Source organism: Pseudoalteromonas sp. XI10 (genome assembly GCF_001469895.1).
Classification (GTDB): domain Bacteria; phylum Pseudomonadota; class Gammaproteobacteria; order Enterobacterales; family Alteromonadaceae; genus Pseudoalteromonas.
In genome coordinates this window covers 18,964-39,655 of sequence record NZ_LOPY01000037.1, presented here as the reverse complement: position 1 = coordinate 39,655, position 20,692 = coordinate 18,964, and the positions used below count along the sequence as shown (strand labels likewise).

24 protein-coding genes are annotated in these 20,692 nt (G+C 41.5%); 16 read left to right on the top strand and 8 right to left on the bottom strand.

Going from position 1 to position 20,692, the window contains the following annotated elements:
* Positions 1 to 101: 101 nt before the first annotated feature.
* The 4 genes from AUR67_RS07325 to rnm all read right to left on the bottom strand — a co-directional run bounded on the left by AUR67_RS07325 (position 102) and on the right by rnm (position 2,879).
* Complete coding sequence (locus tag AUR67_RS07325) at positions 102 to 395, bottom strand: putative quinol monooxygenase (RefSeq protein ID WP_058584772.1); 294 nt, start codon at positions 393 to 395, stop codon at positions 102 to 104.
* Between the two features lie 169 nt (positions 396 to 564).
* Positions 565 to 1,401, bottom strand: coding sequence for a segregation and condensation protein A (locus AUR67_RS07320; protein WP_058584771.1), 837 nt, complete (start codon positions 1,399 to 1,401; stop codon positions 565 to 567).
* An 8-nt stretch (positions 1,402 to 1,409) separates the two neighbouring features.
* The gene (locus AUR67_RS07315) at positions 1,410 to 2,030 is read right to left on the bottom strand and encodes an L-threonylcarbamoyladenylate synthase (RefSeq protein WP_055021149.1); all 621 of its coding nucleotides are present in this window, start codon (positions 2,028 to 2,030) and stop codon (positions 1,410 to 1,412) included.
* Positions 2,031 to 2,039: 9 nt separating this feature from the next.
* On the bottom strand, positions 2,040 to 2,879 hold the full coding sequence (gene rnm, locus AUR67_RS07310; RefSeq protein ID WP_055021150.1) for an RNase RNM: 840 nt from the start codon (positions 2,877 to 2,879) through the stop codon (positions 2,040 to 2,042).
* Positions 2,880 to 3,403: 524 nt separating this feature from the next.
* Between rnm and AUR67_RS07305 the strand changes: the two genes are divergently transcribed.
* The 6 genes from AUR67_RS07305 to trpA are packed head-to-tail and all read left to right on the top strand — an operon-like array spanning position 3,404 to position 9,964.
* Positions 3,404 to 4,972: an anthranilate synthase component 1 gene (locus AUR67_RS07305; protein WP_058584770.1), complete on the top strand. Its 1,569-nt coding sequence runs from the start codon at positions 3,404 to 3,406 to the stop codon at positions 4,970 to 4,972.
* Complete coding sequence (locus AUR67_RS07300; RefSeq protein WP_058584769.1) at positions 4,972 to 5,577, top strand: aminodeoxychorismate/anthranilate synthase component II; 606 nt, start codon at positions 4,972 to 4,974, stop codon at positions 5,575 to 5,577. The genes AUR67_RS07305 and AUR67_RS07300 overlap by 1 nt, the downstream gene beginning before the upstream one ends.
* 9 nt (positions 5,578 to 5,586) lie before the next feature.
* A complete protein-coding gene (trpD, locus tag AUR67_RS07295) occupies positions 5,587 to 6,606 on the top strand; it encodes an anthranilate phosphoribosyltransferase (RefSeq protein ID WP_058584768.1) in 1,020 nt (339 codons plus the stop codon).
* On the top strand, positions 6,599 to 7,963 hold the full coding sequence (gene trpCF, locus AUR67_RS07290) for a bifunctional indole-3-glycerol-phosphate synthase TrpC/phosphoribosylanthranilate isomerase TrpF (protein ID WP_058584767.1): 1,365 nt from the start codon (positions 6,599 to 6,601) through the stop codon (positions 7,961 to 7,963). The genes trpD and trpCF overlap by 8 nt, the downstream gene beginning before the upstream one ends.
* Positions 7,964 to 7,970: 7 nt before the next feature.
* Entirely contained in the window at positions 7,971 to 9,155 is a 1,185-nt protein-coding gene (gene trpB / locus AUR67_RS07285; protein ID WP_058584825.1) for a tryptophan synthase subunit beta, read from the top strand.
* Positions 9,152 to 9,964, top strand: coding sequence for a tryptophan synthase subunit alpha (gene trpA / locus AUR67_RS07280; RefSeq protein WP_058584766.1), 813 nt, complete (start codon positions 9,152 to 9,154; stop codon positions 9,962 to 9,964). The genes trpB and trpA overlap by 4 nt, the downstream gene beginning before the upstream one ends.
* A 60-nt stretch (positions 9,965 to 10,024) precedes the next feature.
* Here the strand turns inward: trpA and AUR67_RS07275 are convergent, their stop codons facing one another.
* Together AUR67_RS07275 and AUR67_RS07270 are read right to left on the bottom strand one after the other, a co-directional pair.
* Positions 10,025 to 10,597: a type 1 glutamine amidotransferase domain-containing protein gene (locus tag AUR67_RS07275; RefSeq protein ID WP_054561226.1), complete on the bottom strand. Its 573-nt coding sequence runs from the start codon at positions 10,595 to 10,597 to the stop codon at positions 10,025 to 10,027.
* 137 nt (positions 10,598 to 10,734) lie between these two features.
* Entirely contained in the window at positions 10,735 to 11,004 is a 270-nt protein-coding gene (locus AUR67_RS07270; RefSeq protein WP_054561225.1) for an HU family DNA-binding protein, read from the bottom strand.
* A gap of 194 nt (positions 11,005 to 11,198) precedes the next feature.
* On the opposite strand from AUR67_RS07270, the gene AUR67_RS07265 reads away from it, so the two are divergent.
* Entirely contained in the window at positions 11,199 to 11,786 is a 588-nt protein-coding gene (locus AUR67_RS07265) for an inner membrane-spanning protein YciB (protein WP_054561224.1), read from the top strand.
* A gap of 58 nt (positions 11,787 to 11,844) precedes the next feature.
* On the top strand, positions 11,845 to 12,483 hold the full coding sequence (locus tag AUR67_RS07260; RefSeq protein WP_058584765.1) for a type II CAAX prenyl endopeptidase Rce1 family protein: 639 nt from the start codon (positions 11,845 to 11,847) through the stop codon (positions 12,481 to 12,483).
* Between the two features lie 61 nt (positions 12,484 to 12,544).
* Here AUR67_RS07260 and AUR67_RS07255 read toward each other — a convergent pair whose 3' ends face one another.
* A complete protein-coding gene (locus tag AUR67_RS07255; protein WP_058584764.1) occupies positions 12,545 to 13,969 on the bottom strand; it encodes a sodium-dependent transporter in 1,425 nt (474 codons plus the stop codon).
* Positions 13,970 to 14,145: 176 nt separating this feature from the next.
* On the opposite strand from AUR67_RS07255, the gene AUR67_RS07250 reads away from it, so the two are divergent.
* The 5 genes from AUR67_RS07250 (at position 14,146) to AUR67_RS07230 (ending at position 17,259) form a co-directional block, all read left to right on the top strand.
* Positions 14,146 to 14,445 (top strand): YciI family protein, encoded by a 300-nt coding sequence (locus AUR67_RS07250; protein WP_058584763.1) that lies wholly within the window; start codon positions 14,146 to 14,148, stop codon positions 14,443 to 14,445.
* A 151-nt stretch (positions 14,446 to 14,596) separates the two neighbouring features.
* Positions 14,597 to 14,848 carry a PepSY domain-containing protein gene (locus AUR67_RS07245; protein ID WP_058584762.1) on the top strand — a complete coding sequence of 84 codons (252 nt, stop codon included), beginning with the start codon at positions 14,597 to 14,599 and terminating at the stop codon, positions 14,846 to 14,848.
* A 2-nt stretch (positions 14,849 to 14,850) separates the two neighbouring features.
* The gene (locus AUR67_RS07240; protein ID WP_054552907.1) at positions 14,851 to 15,525 is read left to right on the top strand and encodes a response regulator transcription factor; all 675 of its coding nucleotides are present in this window, start codon (positions 14,851 to 14,853) and stop codon (positions 15,523 to 15,525) included.
* Positions 15,519 to 16,856 carry an ATP-binding protein gene (locus AUR67_RS07235; RefSeq protein ID WP_058584761.1) on the top strand — a complete coding sequence of 446 codons (1,338 nt, stop codon included), beginning with the start codon at positions 15,519 to 15,521 and terminating at the stop codon, positions 16,854 to 16,856. Before AUR67_RS07240 ends, AUR67_RS07235 begins: the two co-directional genes overlap by 7 nt.
* A complete protein-coding gene (locus AUR67_RS07230) occupies positions 16,843 to 17,259 on the top strand; it encodes a hypothetical protein (RefSeq protein ID WP_058584760.1) in 417 nt (138 codons plus the stop codon). The genes AUR67_RS07235 and AUR67_RS07230 overlap by 14 nt, the downstream gene beginning before the upstream one ends.
* 63 nt (positions 17,260 to 17,322) lie before the next feature.
* Here AUR67_RS07230 and AUR67_RS07225 read toward each other — a convergent pair whose 3' ends face one another.
* Positions 17,323 to 18,360: an AI-2E family transporter gene (locus AUR67_RS07225; protein WP_058584824.1), complete on the bottom strand. Its 1,038-nt coding sequence runs from the start codon at positions 18,358 to 18,360 to the stop codon at positions 17,323 to 17,325.
* 152 nt (positions 18,361 to 18,512) lie between these two features.
* Between AUR67_RS07225 and AUR67_RS07220 the strand changes: the two genes are divergently transcribed.
* The 3 genes from AUR67_RS07220 to AUR67_RS07210 all read left to right on the top strand — a co-directional run bounded on the left by AUR67_RS07220 (position 18,513) and on the right by AUR67_RS07210 (position 20,674).
* On the top strand, positions 18,513 to 19,103 hold the full coding sequence (locus AUR67_RS07220) for a hypothetical protein (RefSeq protein WP_058584759.1): 591 nt from the start codon (positions 18,513 to 18,515) through the stop codon (positions 19,101 to 19,103).
* 63 nt (positions 19,104 to 19,166) lie between these two features.
* Complete coding sequence (locus AUR67_RS07215; protein ID WP_058584823.1) at positions 19,167 to 20,072, top strand: M14 family metallocarboxypeptidase; 906 nt, start codon at positions 19,167 to 19,169, stop codon at positions 20,070 to 20,072.
* A 185-nt stretch (positions 20,073 to 20,257) separates the two neighbouring features.
* Positions 20,258 to 20,674 (top strand): hypothetical protein, encoded by a 417-nt coding sequence (locus tag AUR67_RS07210; RefSeq protein WP_058584758.1) that lies wholly within the window; start codon positions 20,258 to 20,260, stop codon positions 20,672 to 20,674.
* The last annotated feature ends 18 nt before the right edge of the window (positions 20,675 to 20,692 follow it).

The window sequence follows — 20,692 nt, the reverse complement described above, 5'->3', positions numbered from 1 at the left end:
GGGGAAAGCCAACTTATCAGGTACTGAGGCCTGGTGCAATTGTTTAACACTCTGTAAGTTAAGTGTTTTTATTCGCATATGAAGCAAACTTTCGTGACTCTCTACTTCTTAACTGGTGATGACTCAAAGATCTCGTAATGTCGCTCAACACAAGTGGTTACTTTACCCCATAAAGAGTTTTTAACTCTTTGCTGATGATATTCAAATGCCGATTTGTCTATAAATTCTTCATATACATCAAAGCGAAGTGGGATTTCTGTATGTTCAGTAACACTGAAAGTAATGCAACCAGGCTCTTCTAGGGTAAGACGCCTATGAGTCACCAACTGAGATTTAACGTTCTCTAAGTCAGACTCAGGAACTAAAATAAACCCTTTCAACGTTACTTTTGACATAAATATCCTTATAGAATGAGTCGGAACATAACGACAAGAACTGAGTAATCGCAAATTGCTGGCGTCCTGATATATTTATCAGGCCCTCAACTAGTAATGACGCAGTTCTAATAATTGATCTACTGCCTTTAAAACTTACCGCTTAAAGCTTAAAACTATTAACTTTCAGCTATTCGCCTTCTTCCACCAAACCAACATAAATCTGGCTATTGGCATCTACCTGAAAGCAGCTGATCAGGTTTTCTTTCACCAGCTCTAACATTGCGATAAAGCTAACGACAACACCACTTCTGCCCTCTTCTACCGTAAAAAGAGTACTAAAAGGCAACTGTGATTGAGCTTCTGAGAGTTTATCTAAGATTAAGCTCATGCGTTCACGGGTCGATAAGGCTTCTGCGGTAATATGATGGTGTTCAAATGTTTTAGCTCGGGCCATAACGTCGCTTAGCGCAACTAACAAGTCTTTCATGTCAACGTCAGGTAACAGTACCTCACGCTCACTCAATTCTGGTACCAGCGCTTCGGCAATAAAAATATCGCGGCCTTCGCGAGGGATCTCATCAAGATTTTCGGCGGCTTTTTTAAATTGTTCGTATTCTTGTAAACGTCTTACAAGCTCAGCTCGTGGATCTTCTTCCTCTTCAAGCTCTTCATGTTTTGGTAGTAATAATCGTGATTTAATTTGTGCTAATAACGCCGCCATCACAAGGTATTCACCAGCCAGTTCAAGCTGAAACTCGCTCATCATTTCAACATAACTAACGTATTGCTCTGTGATACTAAAAATAGAGAGCTCTAATACATCGAGTTTATGTTTTTTGATTAAATACAAAAGTAAATCGAGAGGACCTTCAAAGGTTTCTAAAATGATCTCTAATGCATCGGGTGGAATGTATAAGTCTTCAGGTTTATCAACCACCGCTTTGCCATGCAAAAAAGCCAGTGGCAGCTTTTGCTGTACTGGCTCTTGTAAATTATCTGGGGCGTCAAGCTCTGGGCTAGTCAATTAAGTCTCTACTCAAATGGTTTAGTATCACCACAACCCACACGTAAGATTTCGATATCATCATCCGACAAGTCAATTACTGTGGTTGCCTGTTCAGGAAGATAACCACCATGAATAATTAAATCAACTTGCTTTTCAATTCGATCGCGAATTTCATCAGGATCAGCCTCGGTATATTGCTCACCCGGTAAAATTAAAGAACACGACATTAACGGCTCACCTAATTCAGCCAATAAAGCACAGGTGATTGGGTGTTCGATAACACGAATACCAATGGTTTTTTTCTTTTCGTTTAATAAACGCTTTGGTACTTCTTTAGTGCCTTTAAAGATGAACGTATAAGGTCCAGGAGTGTTATTTTTAATCAATCTGAATAACTGATTATCAACGCGAGCATAAGTAGATAGCTCTGATAAGTCACGGCAGACTAAAGTAAAGTTATGGTGTTTTTCAATACCACGAATACGCTCGATGCGCTCTTTTGCTTGCTTATTACCAATGTTACAGCCAAGTGCATAACCCGAATCGGTTGGGTATACGATAACACCGCCCTGCTTGATAATATCAACCGCTTGGCTGATTAAGCGTGGTTGCGGATTATCTGGATGAATATGAAAAAACTGACTCATTACACGCTCCTATTGCCCTTCCCATGCTTGCCAAACCCCTTGGCAATCTTTTGGTAAGTATAAATTTTTACCTAACTCCAACCAACTGGTCGGAAAATGAAAATCTGACCCTTGTGACGCAAGTAAGCCATATTCACGACTCAGTTCACCTAAAAACTGGCGCTCACTGGGTGCTTGCTGTGGTTGTGCAACTTCCATCGCATCGCCACCTGCGTCTTTAAACTCAATAATTAACTTACGTAGCCACTTGTTAGACATTTGATAACGCCCAGGATGAGCAAGAACGGCAACCCCACCGGCTTGGTGAATGGCAGCAATTGCGGTTTGCATATCACACCAACTACTTGGTACATATCCTGTTTTTCCTCGCCCTAAGTACTTTTTAAATACCCCCGGGAAGTTTTTAGCTACACCACGTTCAATCAGTGCACGGGCAAAATGCGCCCGTGTGATCTGTGCGTTTTCGGCAAATGTTTTTGCTTGGTCGTAAATGCCTTCAAAACCATTTTTAGCAAGTCTACGACCTATCTCTAAAGCACGCTCTTCACGCTTGGCTTGCTGTGCCTGTAACAATGACAACAGTGCGTCATTTTCATCATCAACATTTAAACCAACAATATGAATTTCAAAGCTTTCCCATTTTGTTGATACTTCAACGCCAGCAATTAATTTAAGCGGTAAATTATCATCTGCAATGACTTGGCGAGCTGGTTTTATCGCATTTAATGTGTCGTGATCGGTAATTGCAAATACATCTATGTTTTTCTCAACCGCGCGGTGTAACAATTGCTCGACTGATAGCTGACCATCTGAGTATGTGGTGTGGCTATGTAAATCGTATTTTATCAAAGGGAAAGACTGCTTTACGTAAGTTCTTGAATCAATGATGTGAGTATAACAAAAATTTAGTGCCAGGGCGTGATTATCTTTTTAGGTTAGGCATATATACCCACATAAATGGGTAATTACGAGAGGTAAATGCCCAACACGTATTAATATGTAAATTAATGCTTGACAGTATCGGCTTAGGTACGCTTTACTGTATGCACTTTCAGACACGTTAAATAAGAAATAACAATGAACAAAACAATTCAAATCACAATTTGGTGGTGGCACTCGTAACTAGCGGGTGACGAATTGTCGTGTCTAACGATTTCAAAACCCGCTCATGTAGCGGGTTTTTTTATATCTAAATTTTAAGGTTTTATAATGAATTACATAGCAACTCTTACACATCATTGGTGGTGGCGCCTGGCTTAGCGGGACGGTAAGGGTCTATCTAATTTATAGGCATCTTTATACGAACCCCGCCAAGCATAGCTTCGCGGGGTTTTGTTTTTTAAAGAGTTTTTGGGAATGAGGGAGAATGAGGTTTGATTTTTAGTCATATAACAACGACACCGGGTGAAGTAACCAGTATCACTCAAGTGCGCGACTACATCAGTAGCCCACTTGCGTTATACAGTTTACTCGATAAGCCTAATTCACTGCTGTTAGAGTCTGCTGAAATTGATTCTAAAGACAGTGTAAAAAGTCTAATTTTGGTTGACTCAGCGCTACGTATTGTTTGCCAAGGCAAACAGGTCACACTCACTGCACAGTCAAATAACGGCAAACAATTACTGCCTTATTTACAAACTCACGTGCAAAACTGCTCTGCTGAGCTTGTAGAAGACACATTAACGTTAACCTACAACGAGGTAGCAAGCGACATTGATGAAGCCAGTAAATTAGTAGCAGATAACGCATTTAGCGCGCTACGTAGCTGTATTAATAGTATTAAAAGCACCACAGATAACCCATTTTCTGTGTTCTTAGGCGGTGTATTTGCCTATGATATGGTTGCTAATTTCGAAACTCTTTCTGATGTGCCTGACGGCGAAAACAGCTGCCCAGATTATGTTTTCTACCTCGCCGAAACATTAGTTGTCATCGACCATCAAGCAAAAACAACCGAGCTAATTGGCAATGTATTTAACGGCCCTGAAGTCCATGCTAATTGCTTTGAGGTTGGTCAACAGTTAGAGCGTTTAAATGCCGTATGTGACAATGCACAAAGCTACCAAGGGCAAAAGCAAACAGGCTCAAACCCAATTTCTGTTGATGTTAGCGACGAGCAATACTGCGAACATGTCATCAAGTTAAAAAACAACATCGTTGATGGCGATATTTTCCAAGTTGTTCCATCACGTACTTTTTCTCTCGCCTGCCCTGACTCACTTCATGCTTACAGCCAACTAAAACAACAAAACCCAAGCCCATATATGTTTTACATGCGCGATGAAGACTTTGTGTTATTCGGCGCATCACCCGAGTCAGCCCTCAAGTATTGCGCAGAGAGTAAACAAGTTGAGGTATACCCAATTGCCGGCACTCGCCCTCGTGGCAAGTTTGCTAACGGGCAAATTAATCCAGACCTAGACAGCCGCATTGAGCTTGAACTTCGTAACGACCAAAAAGAACGTGCCGAGCACCTTATGTTAGTTGATTTAGCGCGAAATGATGTAGCCCGTATTAGCGTACCAGGCACTCGTCACGCTAAAGAGTTATTAAAAGTAGACCGCTACTCACAAGTGATGCATTTAGTTTCACGCGTGGTGGGTACTTTAAAACCTGAACTCGATGCGCTGCATGCTTACCAAGCTTGTATGAACATGGGCACCTTAGTGGGTGCACCTAAAGTACGCGCTGCTGAGTTAGTTCGTCAAACCGAACAAAAACGCCGCGGCAGCTATGGCGGTGCAGTGGGTTATTTAACGGGCGATGGCGCCATGGATAGCTGTATTGTTATTCGCTCTGCCTTTGTTAAAAACGGCACGGCTTACGTACAAGCAGGTGCAGGTGTGGTGTTTGATTCAGATCCACAATCAGAAGCCAATGAAACCCGTGCTAAAGCACAAGCTGTGATCACTGCGATTCAATCGACTTACGAGGCACAATAATGACGACAACATCAGCCTATAAAATCTACTTTTTAGATAACTTTGATTCATTTAGTTATAACTTAGTCGATGAACTTTCTATGTTAGGGTGCCAGTTAGTGGTATACCGTAATAACATCAGTGCACAAAGCATCTTTGACAAAATGTGCCAAGAAACCGTACCTGTGTTATTGGTACTTTCACCTGGCCCCGGCGCACCATCTGATGCGGGTTGTTTAATGGAACTCATTGAACTGTGTAAAGGCCGCTTCCCTATGCTCGGCATCTGTTTAGGGCAGCAAGCACTAACACAAAGCTACGGTGGGGTTATTGGTCATGCAGGTGAAACAGTGCATGGCAAGTCATCAATTATTGAGTTGACTGAGCACCCAGTATTTGCAGGTATGGGCGATAAAATGCCGGTTGCTCGTTATCATTCATTAATGGCAACCAAAGTCCCTGATGACGTTGAAGTAATTGCTTGTTATGAAAATATTCCGATGGCAATTTACCATCAACAAGATAATGCCCTTGGCTATCAGTTTCATCCTGAGTCAATTTTAACGCCGAATGGCGCATTGCTATTACAGCAAAGCATTGAATTTTTAACCGCACGCGTGCAGTAGAGGAATAACATGGAAGCAACAACTCAAACCCAGTTAAACCAATTATTAGCAAAGCAAGATTTATCGTTTTCGCAAGCAACTGAATTGTTTGACGCCATCATGAATGGCAAGCTTAATGATATTGAATTAACTGCAGCACTTATCGCCCTAAAACTAAAAGGCGAAACAAGTGATGAAATCGCCGGTGCTGCGGCATCAATGCGCGCCAATGCAGTGCCATTTCAAACCAGCAAAACCTTGCTTGCCGATAGCTGTGGTACCGGTGGCGATGGCTCAAACACAATTAATATTAGTACCACGGCTGCTATTGTTGCCGCCGCTGCGGGCATCAACATGGTCAAACATGGTAATCGCAGTGTGTCGAGTAATTCGGGCTCTGCGGATTTACTTAAAGCCTTGGGTATCAATATTGATATGAGCCCTGAGCAAGCTGCCCATTGTTTAGAAAATACTGGCTTTACATTTTTATTTGCGCCGCATTATCACAGTGGTGTACGCCATGCGATGGGTGTGCGTACGGCCCTTAAAAGCCGCACAATTTTTAATATTTTAGGGCCACTGGCCAACCCTGCTGCCCCTGAGGTGCAATTGCTTGGTGTTTATGACCCATCGCTGTGTTTACCAATGGCCGAAACCTTAAAAACCCTTGGCACAAAACGCGCTATGGTGGTTCACGGTGCAGGCACTGACGAAATTGCCTTACACGGGACAACCAAAGTAGTTGAACTTAATAACGGTGAACTGAGCGAATACACGCTAACAGCGAGCGATTTTGGTCTTGGAAACTATTCACTTGAACAACTAGCAGGCCAAGGCCCAGAATATAACGCAAAAGCAAGCTTAGCGATTTTACAAGGTCAAGGTGAAATGGCGCATAACGCAGCCATTATAGCCAACGTTGCCGCTCTTCTTTATTTAACCGATAAAGCAAGTGATTTAAAAGCAGCCGCAGATCAAGTAAGCGAATTATTAGCATCAGGCAAAGCGATGGACACATTGAACGCAATTATTGAGGTAAGTCATGGCTAACGTGTTAGACAAAATTGTTGCCGACAAACGTATTGAATTAGAACAAAGAAAAGCACAGCGCCCGCTTGAGTCATTCATTAGCGAGGTTGTGCCAACCAAGCGAGACTTTGAAGGCGCATTAGCAGCAACCGGTACGCAGTTTATTTTAGAATGTAAAAAGGCCTCACCGTCAAAAGGACTTATTCGCGAACCATTCAATTTAGAGGAAATTACATCGGTTTATAAAAAGTACGCTACCTGTATGAGCGTACTAACTGATGAAAAATATTTCCAAGGCAGCTATGAGTACCTTGAGTATGTGCGCAGCCAAGTTGAACAGCCGCTTATTTGTAAAGACTTCTTTATTGATGAGTACCAAGTTTATTTAGCACGCTTATCTGGTGGTGATGCCATTTTATTAATGCTCTCTGTCCTTGATGACGAGCAATATTTAGCGCTTCACAAAGTGGCTGACTCTTTAAACATGTCGGTGCTCACTGAAGTTAGCAATGAGCAAGAAGTTAGCCGTGCTCTTGCACTTAATGCCAGCCTTATCGGTATTAATAACCGCGACCTTCGTGATTTAAGTACTGACCTTGCAGCAACAGAGCGTTTACGTCAGCTTATCCCAAATGACAAAGTGGTGATTTCAGAGTCGGGCATTTATACCCATAAAGATGTAAAACGCCTTGCGCCATTGTGTGATGGCTTTTTAATTGGCAGCTCATTGATGGCTGAGCGCGACTTAGAAGCCGCATGTCGTAAAGTGATTTTAGGTGAGAACAAAGTGTGCGGTTTAACCCGTTCACAAGATGCGATGGCAGCCTACGCCAGTGGTGCTGTTTATGGTGGCTTAATTTTTTATCCTAAGTCACCGCGCTATGTCGATATCGACTGTGCCAAGCAAGTTACGCAAAGTGCCCCACTCGCGTATGTAGGTGTGTTTGTCAATGCACCTCTTGAACAAGTGATCGATTATGCGCAAAGCTTAAAATTAGCGGCCGTGCAATTACATGGCGATGAGAATAGCGAGTATATTCAAAGTCTCAGAAAGCAATTACCGCTTGGCTGTGAAATTTGGAAAGCCCAAGCAGTTAAAGGCGAATTACCTAAACCGCTTGAAGGGGTTGATCGCCATTTATACGACACTTACAGCAAAAGCCAAAAAGGCGGCACAGGCGAAGCATTTGATTGGTCTGTGCTAGAGACGGCAACCGTGCCGTTTATGTTAGCCGGTGGTTTGAATCCAGAGAATATTCATGCAGCGCTTTATCGCGGTGCTAACGGCCTTGACCTAAATTCTGGCGTTGAAGCGTCAGCGGGTAAAAAGTGCCAAACAAAATTACAAAATGCGTTTTCGCATATCAGAAATTATTGAGGTTAGAATGCAAAATCCAGCTTATTTCGGTGAATTCGGTGGTATGTTTGTACCACAGCTGCTTGTGCCAGCACTCAAGCAACTAGAAGCAGAGTTTAATAAATCACAAAACGATCCAGCTTTTCAGGCTGAGTTTGAAAAACTATTAAATGAATACGCAGGTCGCCCTACACCATTAACACTGACACGTAACTTAGTTAAAAACCCTAAGGTAAAACTGTATTTAAAGCGTGAAGATTTACTCCATGGTGGTGCGCACAAAACCAACCAAGTACTTGGTCAAGCACTCCTTACCAAACGCATGGGTAAAAAAGAAGTTATTGCAGAAACAGGTGCCGGCCAACACGGTGTTGCAACGGCCCTTGCCTGTGCCCTACTTGGCTTAAAATGCCGTATTTACATGGGTGCAAAAGACGTAGAACGTCAACAACCAAATGTATTTCGTATGAAACTAATGGGCGCAGAGGTTATTCCTGTCACAGCGGGCTCTGGCACCTTAAAAGATGCCGTAAATGAAGCTCTGCGTGACTGGTCAGCAAATTATAAAGACGCTCACTATTTACTAGGCACTGCAGCAGGCCCTCACCCATTCCCAACCATGGTACGTGAGTTCCAAAAAATGATTGGTGAAGAAGCAAAACAACAAGTACTCAAAGCTGAAGGTCGATTACCAGATGCTGTGCTTGCTTGTGTGGGCGGTGGCTCTAACGCCATTGGTATGTTCACAGACTTTATTGATGAACCAAGCGTAAAACTAATTGGTGTAGAGCCTGCTGGTAAGGGCTTAGACACCCACCAGCATGGTGCCACCTTATGTAAAGGCACAAAAGGCATCTTACACGGTACCTATACCTACATTATGCAAGATGATGATGGTCAAATTGAAGAGTCTTACTCTGTATCAGCAGGTCTTGATTACCCTGCTGTTGGCCCACAGCATGCTCACTTGCATGAAACTGGCCGTGCTGAGTACGTTGGAATTAGCGATACTGAAGCGCTTGAAGCATTCCAACTACTGGCTAAAAACGAAGGGATCATTCCAGCGCTTGAATCAAGCCATGCCCTAGCATATGCCCTTAAATATGCCGAGCAACAAACCGAAGACACTATTTTAGTGGTTAACCTAAGCGGCCGAGGCGATAAAGATTTGGCTCACGTACACAGTGTTTTATCAGAAGGAGGCGCACTATGAGCCAGACTAACCGTTACGGACAACTGTTCGCCACATTAAATGAAACCAACCAAGGTGCTTTTGTACCCTTTGTCACTATTGGCGATCCTAATAAAGCACTGAGCGTAGAAATCATCAAAAGCTTAATTGATGGCGGCGCCGATGCCCTTGAGCTAGGTATTCCTTTTTCAGATCCGATTGCAGATGGCCCGGTGATCCAAGCGGCCAACATTCGTGCACTTGATGAAAACATCAATACCCAAGATTGCTTTGATATCATTAAGCAAGTGCGCCAGTACAATGCCAATATTCCAATTGGCCTATTATTGTATTCAAACCTAGTGTTTAAGCGTGGCATCGAAAAATTTTATCAAGATGCTAAAGAGGCCGGTGTAGATTCAATTTTAGTGGCTGACGTGCCGCTACATGAGTCAAAGCTATTTCGCCAAACAGCGATGAAAAATGGCATCGATCCAATTTTTATTGCTACACCGAATGCTGATGATGACACTTTACGAGAGTGTGCATCATATGGTCGTGGTTACACATACCTTCTTTCGCGCGCAGGTGTAACAGGCACAGAAACCAAGGCACAAATGCCAGCAGATTCATTAGTTAAAAAACTAAAAGATTACCATGCTGCACCGGCATTACTTGGTTTTGGTGTATCAACACCAGAAGATGTTAAGTCAGCACTCGATTCAGGAGCTGCTGGTGCGATTTCAGGCTCTGCGGTTGTTAAAATCATCGAGGCAAACCTTGATGATCAAGCAGCAATGCTAACTGGTTTAAAAGAGTTTGTAGCCAGTATGAAAGCAGCTACAAAGTAAGTTTGTTTTATTACTTAAAAAAGGGCCATAAAGGCCCTTTTTTGTGCTTACAATTTATGGTTAATGATGGCGGTGCACACCCTCTTTAATCTCTTCGATAAACTTACGATTAAAGGCTTCCAGGTCGGCTGGGCTTCGGCTTGTGACTATACCCTCATCAACACATACTTCTTGATCAACCCAATTAGCTCCTGCATTGATCAAATCTGTTTTGATACTTGGGTATGAGGTTACTTTGCGTTCCCGTAGTTTGTTAATTTCGGCTAATAACCATGGACCGTGGCAAATCGCGGCGATAGGTTTGTTTTTACCGGCACTGAAAAAACCATCAACAAAGGCTTTTGCTTCGCTATCTTGACGTAACGTATCTGGGTTGAATAAACCACCAGGCAAAAGTAACGCGTCATACTCTGCAGAGTCAGCTTCGCTGACTACACGGTCAACACTGACTCGCTCACCCCATTGGTTTTCATCCCATGCTGTGATATCGCCACGCTCAAGTGACACAACTTCGACAAGTGCACCAGCTTCTAATAATGCGCTTCGTGGTGACAATAGCTCGCTTTGCTCAAAACCATTGGTTGCAAGAATGGCAATCTTTTTACCATTAAGTTGGCTATTTAAATTTGACATGTTATCTCCTTATTTAGGTAAACCTAAACGATTAACAGCAGACAACATGCCAAACTTAATAGATTGAAAATATTGAATAAATTCTCAGGTGTTCTATTTATGCTCTGTAAATACTACACCCGCTTTGCAAATCCTGCTTATAAACCGTCTTTGAGTGCTTTAGCAGGTTTAAAAACTGGCTTGTTAGCGCCTTCTATTTCAATTTCTTCACCGGTTTGTGGGTTGCGCCCTTTGCGTGCTGGGTAATAACTCAGAGCAAACGTACCAAAGCCATTAATTTGCACTTGGTCGCCCTCAGAAAGAGACTTTTCGATAGCATTTAACATGCTGGTTAAGGCAGCTTGTGTGTCTTTTTTTGTTAATTCACTGTGGGCAGCCATTTGCGATACTAACGCGGCTTTATTCATAAAAAGTGCTCCAAAATACGCCGCTCAATCATCTGAGGTTAAGCGGAAAAAGATAAGGTAAAACAACCTAAACGCAGGTTTAGGCCAGATTGGCTCGGGAGGCTAAGCTTTCAGGGCTGCTAAGTCAACCTTGTATCTTGCACGATAACTTGATACAACCCAGTATCTTTTTAAATTAGAGCATTTATAAATTTATGCATGCGATCATTGAATACATCCCGCTGATTTTATTTTTTGCGGTTTTCAAGTTAGTTGATATTTATTGGGCAACAGCCTTGCTGATGCTAACCACCTTAATTCAAGTTGCTTACTGTTATTTTAAAGATGGTAAAGTGCCAACCCGTCACTGGGTGTTTTTTGCCATAGCTGTGGTGTTGGGCACCCTCACCTTAGTGTTCCACGATGAGCAGTTTGTTAAATGGAAAGCCACCATTGTATATGCCATTTTCAGTGTTACTTTGTTAGTAAGCCGCTATGTACTTGGCAAAAACCTAGTGAAAAAAGCACTTAGCTCGATTTTAGAAAATGCCTCTGAGAGTAAACAAGAAATCAACGTACCTGAAGCGCTCTGGAATAAGCTTAACCTGTTTTGGGTTGCAGTGACTGCTGGTATCTCGGCGCTGAATATCTACATTGCTTATAACTTCTCGCTCGACTTTTGGGTTAACTTTAAAGTGTTTGGCTTAATGGGCATTACTTTTGTTTGCGTGTTAGCAACGATCATCACCCTATTCAAATACTTACCTGAAGATGACGAAGAGAAAGATCCAAAGCAATCTTAATGTCATAAATCTGTCGTCTTAGCTTGTTAGCGTAAACAAAAAACACGCTGAGACGACATTGAACGCTAACCAATACCGCTGGCTTGAATTTACCCTCATATTTGTTTCTTTGCCGCTATTAGGCTTCTTTCTTCGTGCCTACCTCGCTAACTGGCTTATTCCTGCCCTTATTATTTTAATGGCCGTGTGCGGCATGTTGCTTTTATCTGATCCCCATTTTAAACGCTTTCGTTTAACAAGCCTTGGGCAATTTAGTGCGGTAAAACGTCGCTTATTTAGTTTCTTCTTTTTAGGGGCGCTATTCTCTGGAATGTTTTACGGCATCATGAATCAAGAAAACTGGTTTTCACTGCCACGAAACTCATTTAACGATTGGCTAATGTTGTTATTGCTCTACCCCATTTTATCGGTGATGCCGCAAGAGCTTATTTTTAGAACCTATTTTTTCCATCGCTACAAACGCATTATGCCAAGTAAAACAGTGCGTATTATTGTCAGCGCATCAGTGTTTGCGTTGGCTCACATTATCTATGCAAATGTATTGGCAGTACTGTTGGCATTTTTAGGGGGGCTGCTTTTTTCTTATACGTATGCGCAAAGCCGCTCGACCTTCGTGTGTGTAATTGAACACAGCTTATGGGGACTTTGGATGTTTACCCTAGGCTTGGGTGATGTGCTTGATGCCGGGGCCTTTTAAAATAATAAAAGTAGGCATAAAAAAGCCGCGCAAAGTGCGCGGCTAAGTATTGAACTGGTTTTTAAAATCCGAAAATACTAAATGCAAAAAACTTAGTCGCCACCGTATTTACAAAGATTAGTAATAAAATGGCAGGGATAAACGTTGATAGCGAGAAGTTCACATACTTCTCTGTGAAGCTGCCAATATAGCCGTCACAGCCTTGGCTTAGCTCTGCCGATAAGTTCGCTTTTTTCCAACGATACATAACGAATAAACACACCATTAAACCATTAAGCGGTAAAATCGTGTCGTAAAACACATCATAAACGATATCAAATAAGCTCTTATCGCCACCGCCATAGCTAACAAACTTTGTAAGCGAGTCAACCATACCAAATGACATGGTACACAGCACAGTCAATACACCTGTAGATAAAGTTAAGATAGCCAGTGCTTTTTTACGGCTGATACCTTTGCGGTCACTTAATGTTGCTGTTGGCACTTCTACAATTGATACAAGTGACGTAATTGCAGCAAAAAAGACAAGTAAGAAGAATACAAACGCAACAATTGATGCACCCACGTAACCAATATCAGCTTGTAACGCTAATAAAATTTTTGGTAGGTATACAAAAATCATCGATACTGACGAGTCAGATAAAGTACTTGGGTCAGTATCTGGGTTAAAACTGAAAATAGCTGGAAGCACCATTAGACCAGCAATAAATGCCACCATCGAGTCAGTAACTGCAACCATTTTTGCACTACCAACAATGTCATCTTTCTTAGAAATATAAGATGCATAGGTCATTAAGATACCCATACCCAGTGACAACGAGAAAAACGCTTGAGCTAATGCACCATTTAATACGCTGGCATCCATTTTTGAAAAGTCAGGCACAACATAGTACTTAACACCTGCCATTGCGTTATCAAGAGTTAGTACGTATACAACCAATGCAGTGAGTAGTACAAATAAAGCTGGCATCATAAACTTAGCCGCTTTTTCAATACCTTCTTTAACACCACCCACTAAAATCAAGTTAACGATGATGGCAACCACGGCCATGTAACCAAACACGGTGTAGCTATTGATAAAAGTGCCAAAGTTATCTGGCTGGGCCAAGGCATCTAGATTACCAAAAGCGGTTTGCGATAAATAACCGAAAATCCATACTGTGATCACCATATAAAAAACAGCAATCATAAATGGCGTTAATACGGCTAAAAAGCCAGCAAAGTTCCATTTTGGATCATTGCCCGCTAAAAATTTGTATGAACCAAGTGGATCTTTTTGCGCTTTACGACCCATGGCCATTTCAGCCATCATCACTGGCAAACAGATGAAAATGACAAACAATGCATAGACTAAAAGGAAAGCACCACCGCCGTTTTTTGTAGCTGAAACCGGAAAACCTACTAAGTTTCCGATACCTACAGCAGAACCGGCTGCCGCTAAAATAAAACCGAGGCGGGAGCTAAAATGCTCGCGTTTTTCGCTCATTTAAAAACCTTATTATTATTTTCTCAACCCAGCGACTCTACCAGTGTTACACCGCGTATTTCAAGCTTTATAAGTTAAAGTTATATGGGGTTGTGTAAAGATTATTACGCGAATAATCTCTCGTCTATTGCTTAGAATATGCTACTATTTTTTAAAAATAACATTGAGAACACACCATGCTGTATATGATTTATTCAACTGATGTTGAAAATAGTTTAGAAGCTCGCAAATCTGCACGCCCTGCTCACTTAGCACGCCTTCAAGAGTTAGACGATCAAAATCGTTTATTTACGGCAGGCCCATTACCAGCCATTGATAGTGAAGACCCAGCTGAAGCTGGTTTTACTGGTTCATTAGTGGTTGCTGAATTTGAGTCATTAGAAGCAGCACGCGAATGGGCTGCAAACGATCCGTATATTGCTGCGGGTGTTTACGACAACTCAGTAGTAAAACCATATAAAAAAGTATTTGGTTAACCTCTGAACTTAACTGAATCAATAATTCAGTGTTTGTTCACGGCTTATTAACTAAGATTTGGCTATTGAATTACAGAATTTAACGTAATTACTTGAATTTTAGTTAATTGGTTAATTAAACTAAATGGGTCTGGTTTAGGAGTTCCCCGTCATGCGCATATTATTAGCCTTCAGTTTTAGTCTTTTATTTGCATTATCAAGCTTTCATGCTGATGCCAATAAGAAACAAGCCCAACAGGTGACTAAAAAGCAGGCTGTGACGATCGCCAAAAAATCTGAAGACGGCCGAACCCTAAAAATCACAGAGCAAGATAAAGTATTTACCGTAAGAATTTTAAAAACGAACGGCCACGTGGTTGATGTCCATGTGAACAAAAAGACTGGCGAAGTGAAAAAGGATTAAGAATGCGAATTTTAGTTATTGAAGATGATTTACACTTAGCAGATAACCTTCGTAATGCCCTAGAAAAAGAGCGTTACAGCGTTGACCTTTGTCACGATGGTGAAGCTGGTTTATTCCATATTACCGAATACCCGCTAGATATGGCGGTAGTCGATTTAGGCTTACCGAAAGTAGATGGTATTGAATTAATTACCAAAGCACGTGCACAAGGTATTACTATTCCTATTTTGATTTTAACGGCACGTGACCGTTGGCAAGATAAAGTAGAAGGCTTAGATGCTGGTGCAGATGACTACCTAACTAAACCTTTCCACGTTGAAGAGCTAATTGCCCGCTGTAATGCACTTATCCGCCGCAGCGCAGGTAAAGCAAACCCAGAAATGACAGCTGGCCCTATTAAAATTCATACTCGCTCACAGCAAGTATGGGTAAACGATAAAGAACTTAGCTTAACAGCATACGAATACAAAGTTTTAGAGTACCTAATGGTTAATCCACAAAAGGTAATTTCTAAATCTGAACTAACAGAACACATTTACGACCAAGACTTCGACCTTGACTCAAACGTTATTGAAGTTTTCGTATTGCGTTTACGTAAGAAGCTTGACCCTGATGGTACCCTTAACCCAGTTGAAACATTACGCGGCCGTGGTTATAGGCTTAAAAGTCAGTGGTAGCATCGCAAATACCGCTTAAAGTAAGGCAAGGATTTATCCTTGTCTTTGTTTTATTAGTCGCCCTACCAATTCTGTTTTTCTCAATTGGTAAGGCTTACTACGCCTCGTTGGTCGAAGCGACCGAAAAAACCCTCGAAGCTCACTTATATTCATTAATCTCTGAAGTTGATTTCACTGAACGCGGCATCGTTATGCCAAGTACTATCTTAACACCAGAGCTAAACCGACTAAACTCAGATACCTATGCAATGGTTTATCGCGGTGACTTGCCGGTTTGGTACTCTGAATCGGCGACCAATATCAACTTTATTCCTGATAACTTTGAAGCCCCCGCAGGCTCTGCTGACTTTCGCCGTGTTGAATACAACAATACTGTTTACTGGCAATTAACGCTTACTGTTATTTTAGAAAACATTGACCAATCAGAGCATGCACGTTTTATTCTATTAAAGCGCAATGATGCCCTACTGAGGCTGATGGATGGCTTTAAGCAAACACTAGTAAATTGGATGTATGTCATGGGTGTGGCCATTGCTGCGCTAATGGCAATTGGTTTTGTTTGGAGCGCAAGGCCACTGCAACGACTCGATAAAGAAATTAAAGCCATTGAGTCGGGTGATAACCAACAAATTAAAGGTCTTTACCCAGTTGAACTACAAACCATTAAAGCCGATTTAAACTTATTGCTTGAATCGCAGCAGCGCCAAAAAGAGCGTTATCGCGCGTCATTAAGCGACCTTGCTCATGCATTAAAAACACCTTTGGCAGTGCTTAAATCAAGCCCATTGGCCAATGATGCGGATGCACAAGAGCAGCTAGACCGTATTAATGTGATGATCGAACACCAGTTAAAGCGCGCTGCAACAGGTGCTTCTGACACTTGGAAGAAACAAACTCATATCAAGCCTGTTATTGATTCAATCCTAAGCGCGATGAGCAAGGTTTATCGTGACAAAGATATTATTTTTACCTCAGAGGTCAGCGAAAAAGACTATTTCTTAGGTGATAAAACAGATTTGATGGAACTACTTGGTAATTTAATCGATAATGCCTGTAAAGCTTGCCGTTCACAGGTCGATATAAAGGTTAAGCAGAACAAAAAGTTAACGCTCAGTATAAGTGATGATGGCCCAGGTGTTCCTGAGCACAAGCGTGAATCATTACTAACTCGCGGTACCAGACTCGATACCTACGAAAGCGGCCATGGTGTCGGCATGGCTATCGTGTCGGATTTAGTCAACTCTTATAATGGCACATTAACCATTAAAGATGCAGAGAAACTAGCCGGTGCTGAGTTTATATTAGAGTTTAATTACCATGATAAAAAATAAAACATCAATACTCGTTAAGGGTTTCTTTTTAGCTTTAATTGCAAGCCCATCGCAGGCTCAAGCAGAGCAAACGTGTGAGCTTGCAAGCAACAATACCGATGACTCAAAACGCTATATTCAATGTCTTGATCAAGTTATCGCCGATATTCAGCGTGACCAAAAGATGTGGATTAATAAGCTCACTATGGATCTTGAGAAAATCAAAGAAGATACCGGTAACAGCCAATTGCTACCGATTTTTAATCGCAGCATCAAGAACCAAGAACGTTATTTAGAGGACAGCTGTCGTTGGCGTTATTTACAAAAAATGCCAAATGGTACAAAAGCCGCTATTGCCTATAAGCAATGTGAAATTGAGATCCTAAAAAACCATGTGCAGGTTTTACAGCAACCTCTAAAGTAATAATACCAATCCGCAGTAACACTGAATCATTTTGAAAGATAAAAAGGCGCTTAAGCGCCTTTTTTAATCTTCAAGTTTTAGCTCTTCGCCATTGCCAAGCAAGGTAGCAAGCCATCGCCCTTCTTGACTAGTCTCTAAGGCTATTTTAACTATCATGGTTAATGGAACTGATAACAGCATACCCACGGTCCCCATCAGCCATCCCCAAAAAATCAAGGATAAAAACACCACCAGCGTCGATAAACCCAGCCCTTTACCCATAAAACGTGGCTCGACGATATTACCCATTACTGTATTTATAACTAAATAGCCACCAGCAATAAACCCTGCAACCAGTGGGCCTTGGGTTATCAAAGCAAGTAACACAGGAGGCACAGCGGCAATGATAGAGCCAATATTAGGAATGTAGTTAAGCATAAAGGCCACTACAGCCCAAAGTATAAAATAATCAACATCAAGAGCCCAAAGCATAAAGCCTGCAAGCATACCTGTGCCTAAGCTAACCAGCGTTTTAATAGCCAGATAAGAATTAATTGAATCTAAGAATCGGTCAACCTGCTGCATTTTCATTTCAGGATCGTCCAGTGCTAAATGCACTTTTTTACTCAGCATAGGTCCTTCAAACAACATGAACACTACGGTTAGGATGATCAAAAACAGGTTCGCCATCACGCCACCTAGGCCTGTGAGCATGTTGGTTGCAACATCAATCATTTTACCCGGATCAAATAAAGAAATAATCTGTTCTTTATCAATCAGGATGTTATAACTCGCTGCAACATTAACCACCCAGACAAACTCTTCTTTTAGTTGTGCTTTGTACTCAGGCAGCTTTTCAGAGAAATCGGTCATCGATTGCCCAACCAACCCGGCAAGGCTTATCCCTACACCAACAATCATCAACATCACAAACACAACAGCAATCCCTTTAGGGATACCGTATTTGGCAAAGAAACGAATTAAGGGATTACAAATAATGGCAATAAAGGCTGCCAACACAAATGGGATAACAATCACACTTGCAGCTTTAATACCCGCTAAAACAACGACTAAAGCAGCAAATATCACTAAACTTTTATTTACACCAGTCAGGCTCGACAAAATAAAATCCTTGTTAGTTTTTTTATCAGTGTAAGTGAAATACGCCGCAAAAGAAATCACAAAGCAGCTGGCACAATTAATGCTCATTATACGTGCATAATTTGAACAATTTATGATACATATAAGTAAGCGTGCTTTAAAAGGAGCTTTATATGGCACATTTATCCGAACAAGAACTCTCTTTTTTCAACCGTTTATTCGAGGCTGAACGGACTGATAGCGATCCAACCGACACAAAAATGTCTGTTAGGCTTAATTTGCCTGATAAATTAAACGGCTTACTTACCAATGCCAAACTGACACTACTTGCTGAAGTAGGAATTTACCAGTTGTGGTTTCCGCTTGAATTTACCAAGGACGAGAATGGCCAGCTGATCCCTGTACTTAGCGCACCAGAAGTAATAGATACCAAAGGTATTGAACGCAGCTGGCGTACGCCTGATCTCGAAATACACACAGAACAATTTCAAATATTGTCTTTATCAAGCACAGGCGTGTTACTCAAGCCAAAGCGTCAATCACCAGATCTTAATAAAGAGATACTGTTGGCATTTAATTTACCTAGTGAAGAACACGTTATCCTTAGCGTAAAGCCTATACGAACGACCAGCAAAGGAATTGCCGGAAAGATAGTGAAAGTGTGTCAGGGTGAAGATGCACTGCGTAAGTACTTATTTGAGACCCATAAGCACCATCATGCAAAGCTGTACGAGCAAGGTAACTTTACTACTGAGCTTATCTAGTTGCAGCAGCTTAACAGCTTAGATAAGCTTGGCGTTTTGCAGCAAGTCACAACAAGGTATTTTATGAGTTACCCTATTGGAACCCCAGGTAAGCCGTGGAACGAAGAAGATAAGAAAGCATGGTTTGAATTACAGTCAGTAAAGCGTAGCTATTTAGATGATGTTGTATCGCAACTAGACTCTTTATCAAGCGATTTCAATATTGAGCAATATGGCGCATTAAGTTACGACAGCGACAAATACCCACTTTACATTTTAAAGAGCAAGCAATGGCAAGCTGATAAACCTGTAGTGCTGGTTACCGGTGGTGTTCATGGTTATGAAACAAGTGGCGTGCATGGTGCTTTAGCATTTGCTAAGAGAAGTGCCAAAGACTATTTTGCTGATTTTAATATTTTAGTGGCTCCGTGTATCAGCCCATGGGGTTATGAAACGATTAACCGCTGGAATCCAAATGCCACGGATCCAAATCGCTCTTTCTATGCAGATAGCCCAGCTGAAGAGTCAGCAGCAATTATGCGATATTTAGCCGACAACGCTATTGCACCTTATGTGCATATTGACTTACATGAGACGACTGACACTGATAATAGTGAGTTTCGCCCTGCGCTAGCAGCACGTGATGCAACGACCCACGATAACTGGAACATCCCAGACGGCTTTTATCTTGTTGCTGATAGCGAGCGCCCGCATGATGCATTTCAAACAGCGATTATAAAATCAGTTGAAAAAGTAACCCACATCGCACCAAGTGATGAGAATAACCAGTTGATTGGTGTGCCACAAACTCAATTTGGTGTAATTAATTACCAAGCGAAAAAACTGGGGTTATGTATGGGCTTAACCGATGCAGAATATGTCACAACAACAGAGGTTTACCCTGATAGCCCACAGGCCGATGACGAAATTTGTATTGATGCACAAGTAGCCTCAATTACCGGTGCTTTGAACTATATTGTTAACGAATAGTTAGTTATATTTTAAATCTGAGGTGAATGATTTATTCACCTCAAACCTAAATAGTTAGATAAAATACAAATATATACAAATTTAATGAAAAAGTTATGTTTTTTGAAATTTGTATACTAAATAACTAGACACATACATAGAATTGTATAAAATTCGCGCTCTTTTTAATTCAAAAGGGAAGCAAATTGGAATTTAAGAATCACTATGGCAGTGTCAGTATCATCACCGATGGTCAAATTATTATTGGACAATTTTCTGGTAATATTAACGCACGTTTAGTCAATGACTTTGCAGTCGATTTAAAAAAGCATATTTCTGCTTTAGCTGGAAAGCCGTGGGCATATATTAGTCATTCTACCCAATTACTTGCTACCACCCCTGATGCAGAACGTGGTTTCACGCATTTATTTCGTGCCCTGCAAGGCACTAACTGTATAGCCACTGCTTATATGTTTAGCTCGTCTATTGTGCTTAATCAGATGAAACGCATCATTGCACAAGCGCAATCGCCGATTCAAATAATGGACTGTTTATTTGATGATTTAGACAGCGCTAAGGCTTATGTGCTGAAGCAGCTCGAATTTGCAGAAATGGCTTGTTAAAAACAAGCCATTGTCGTT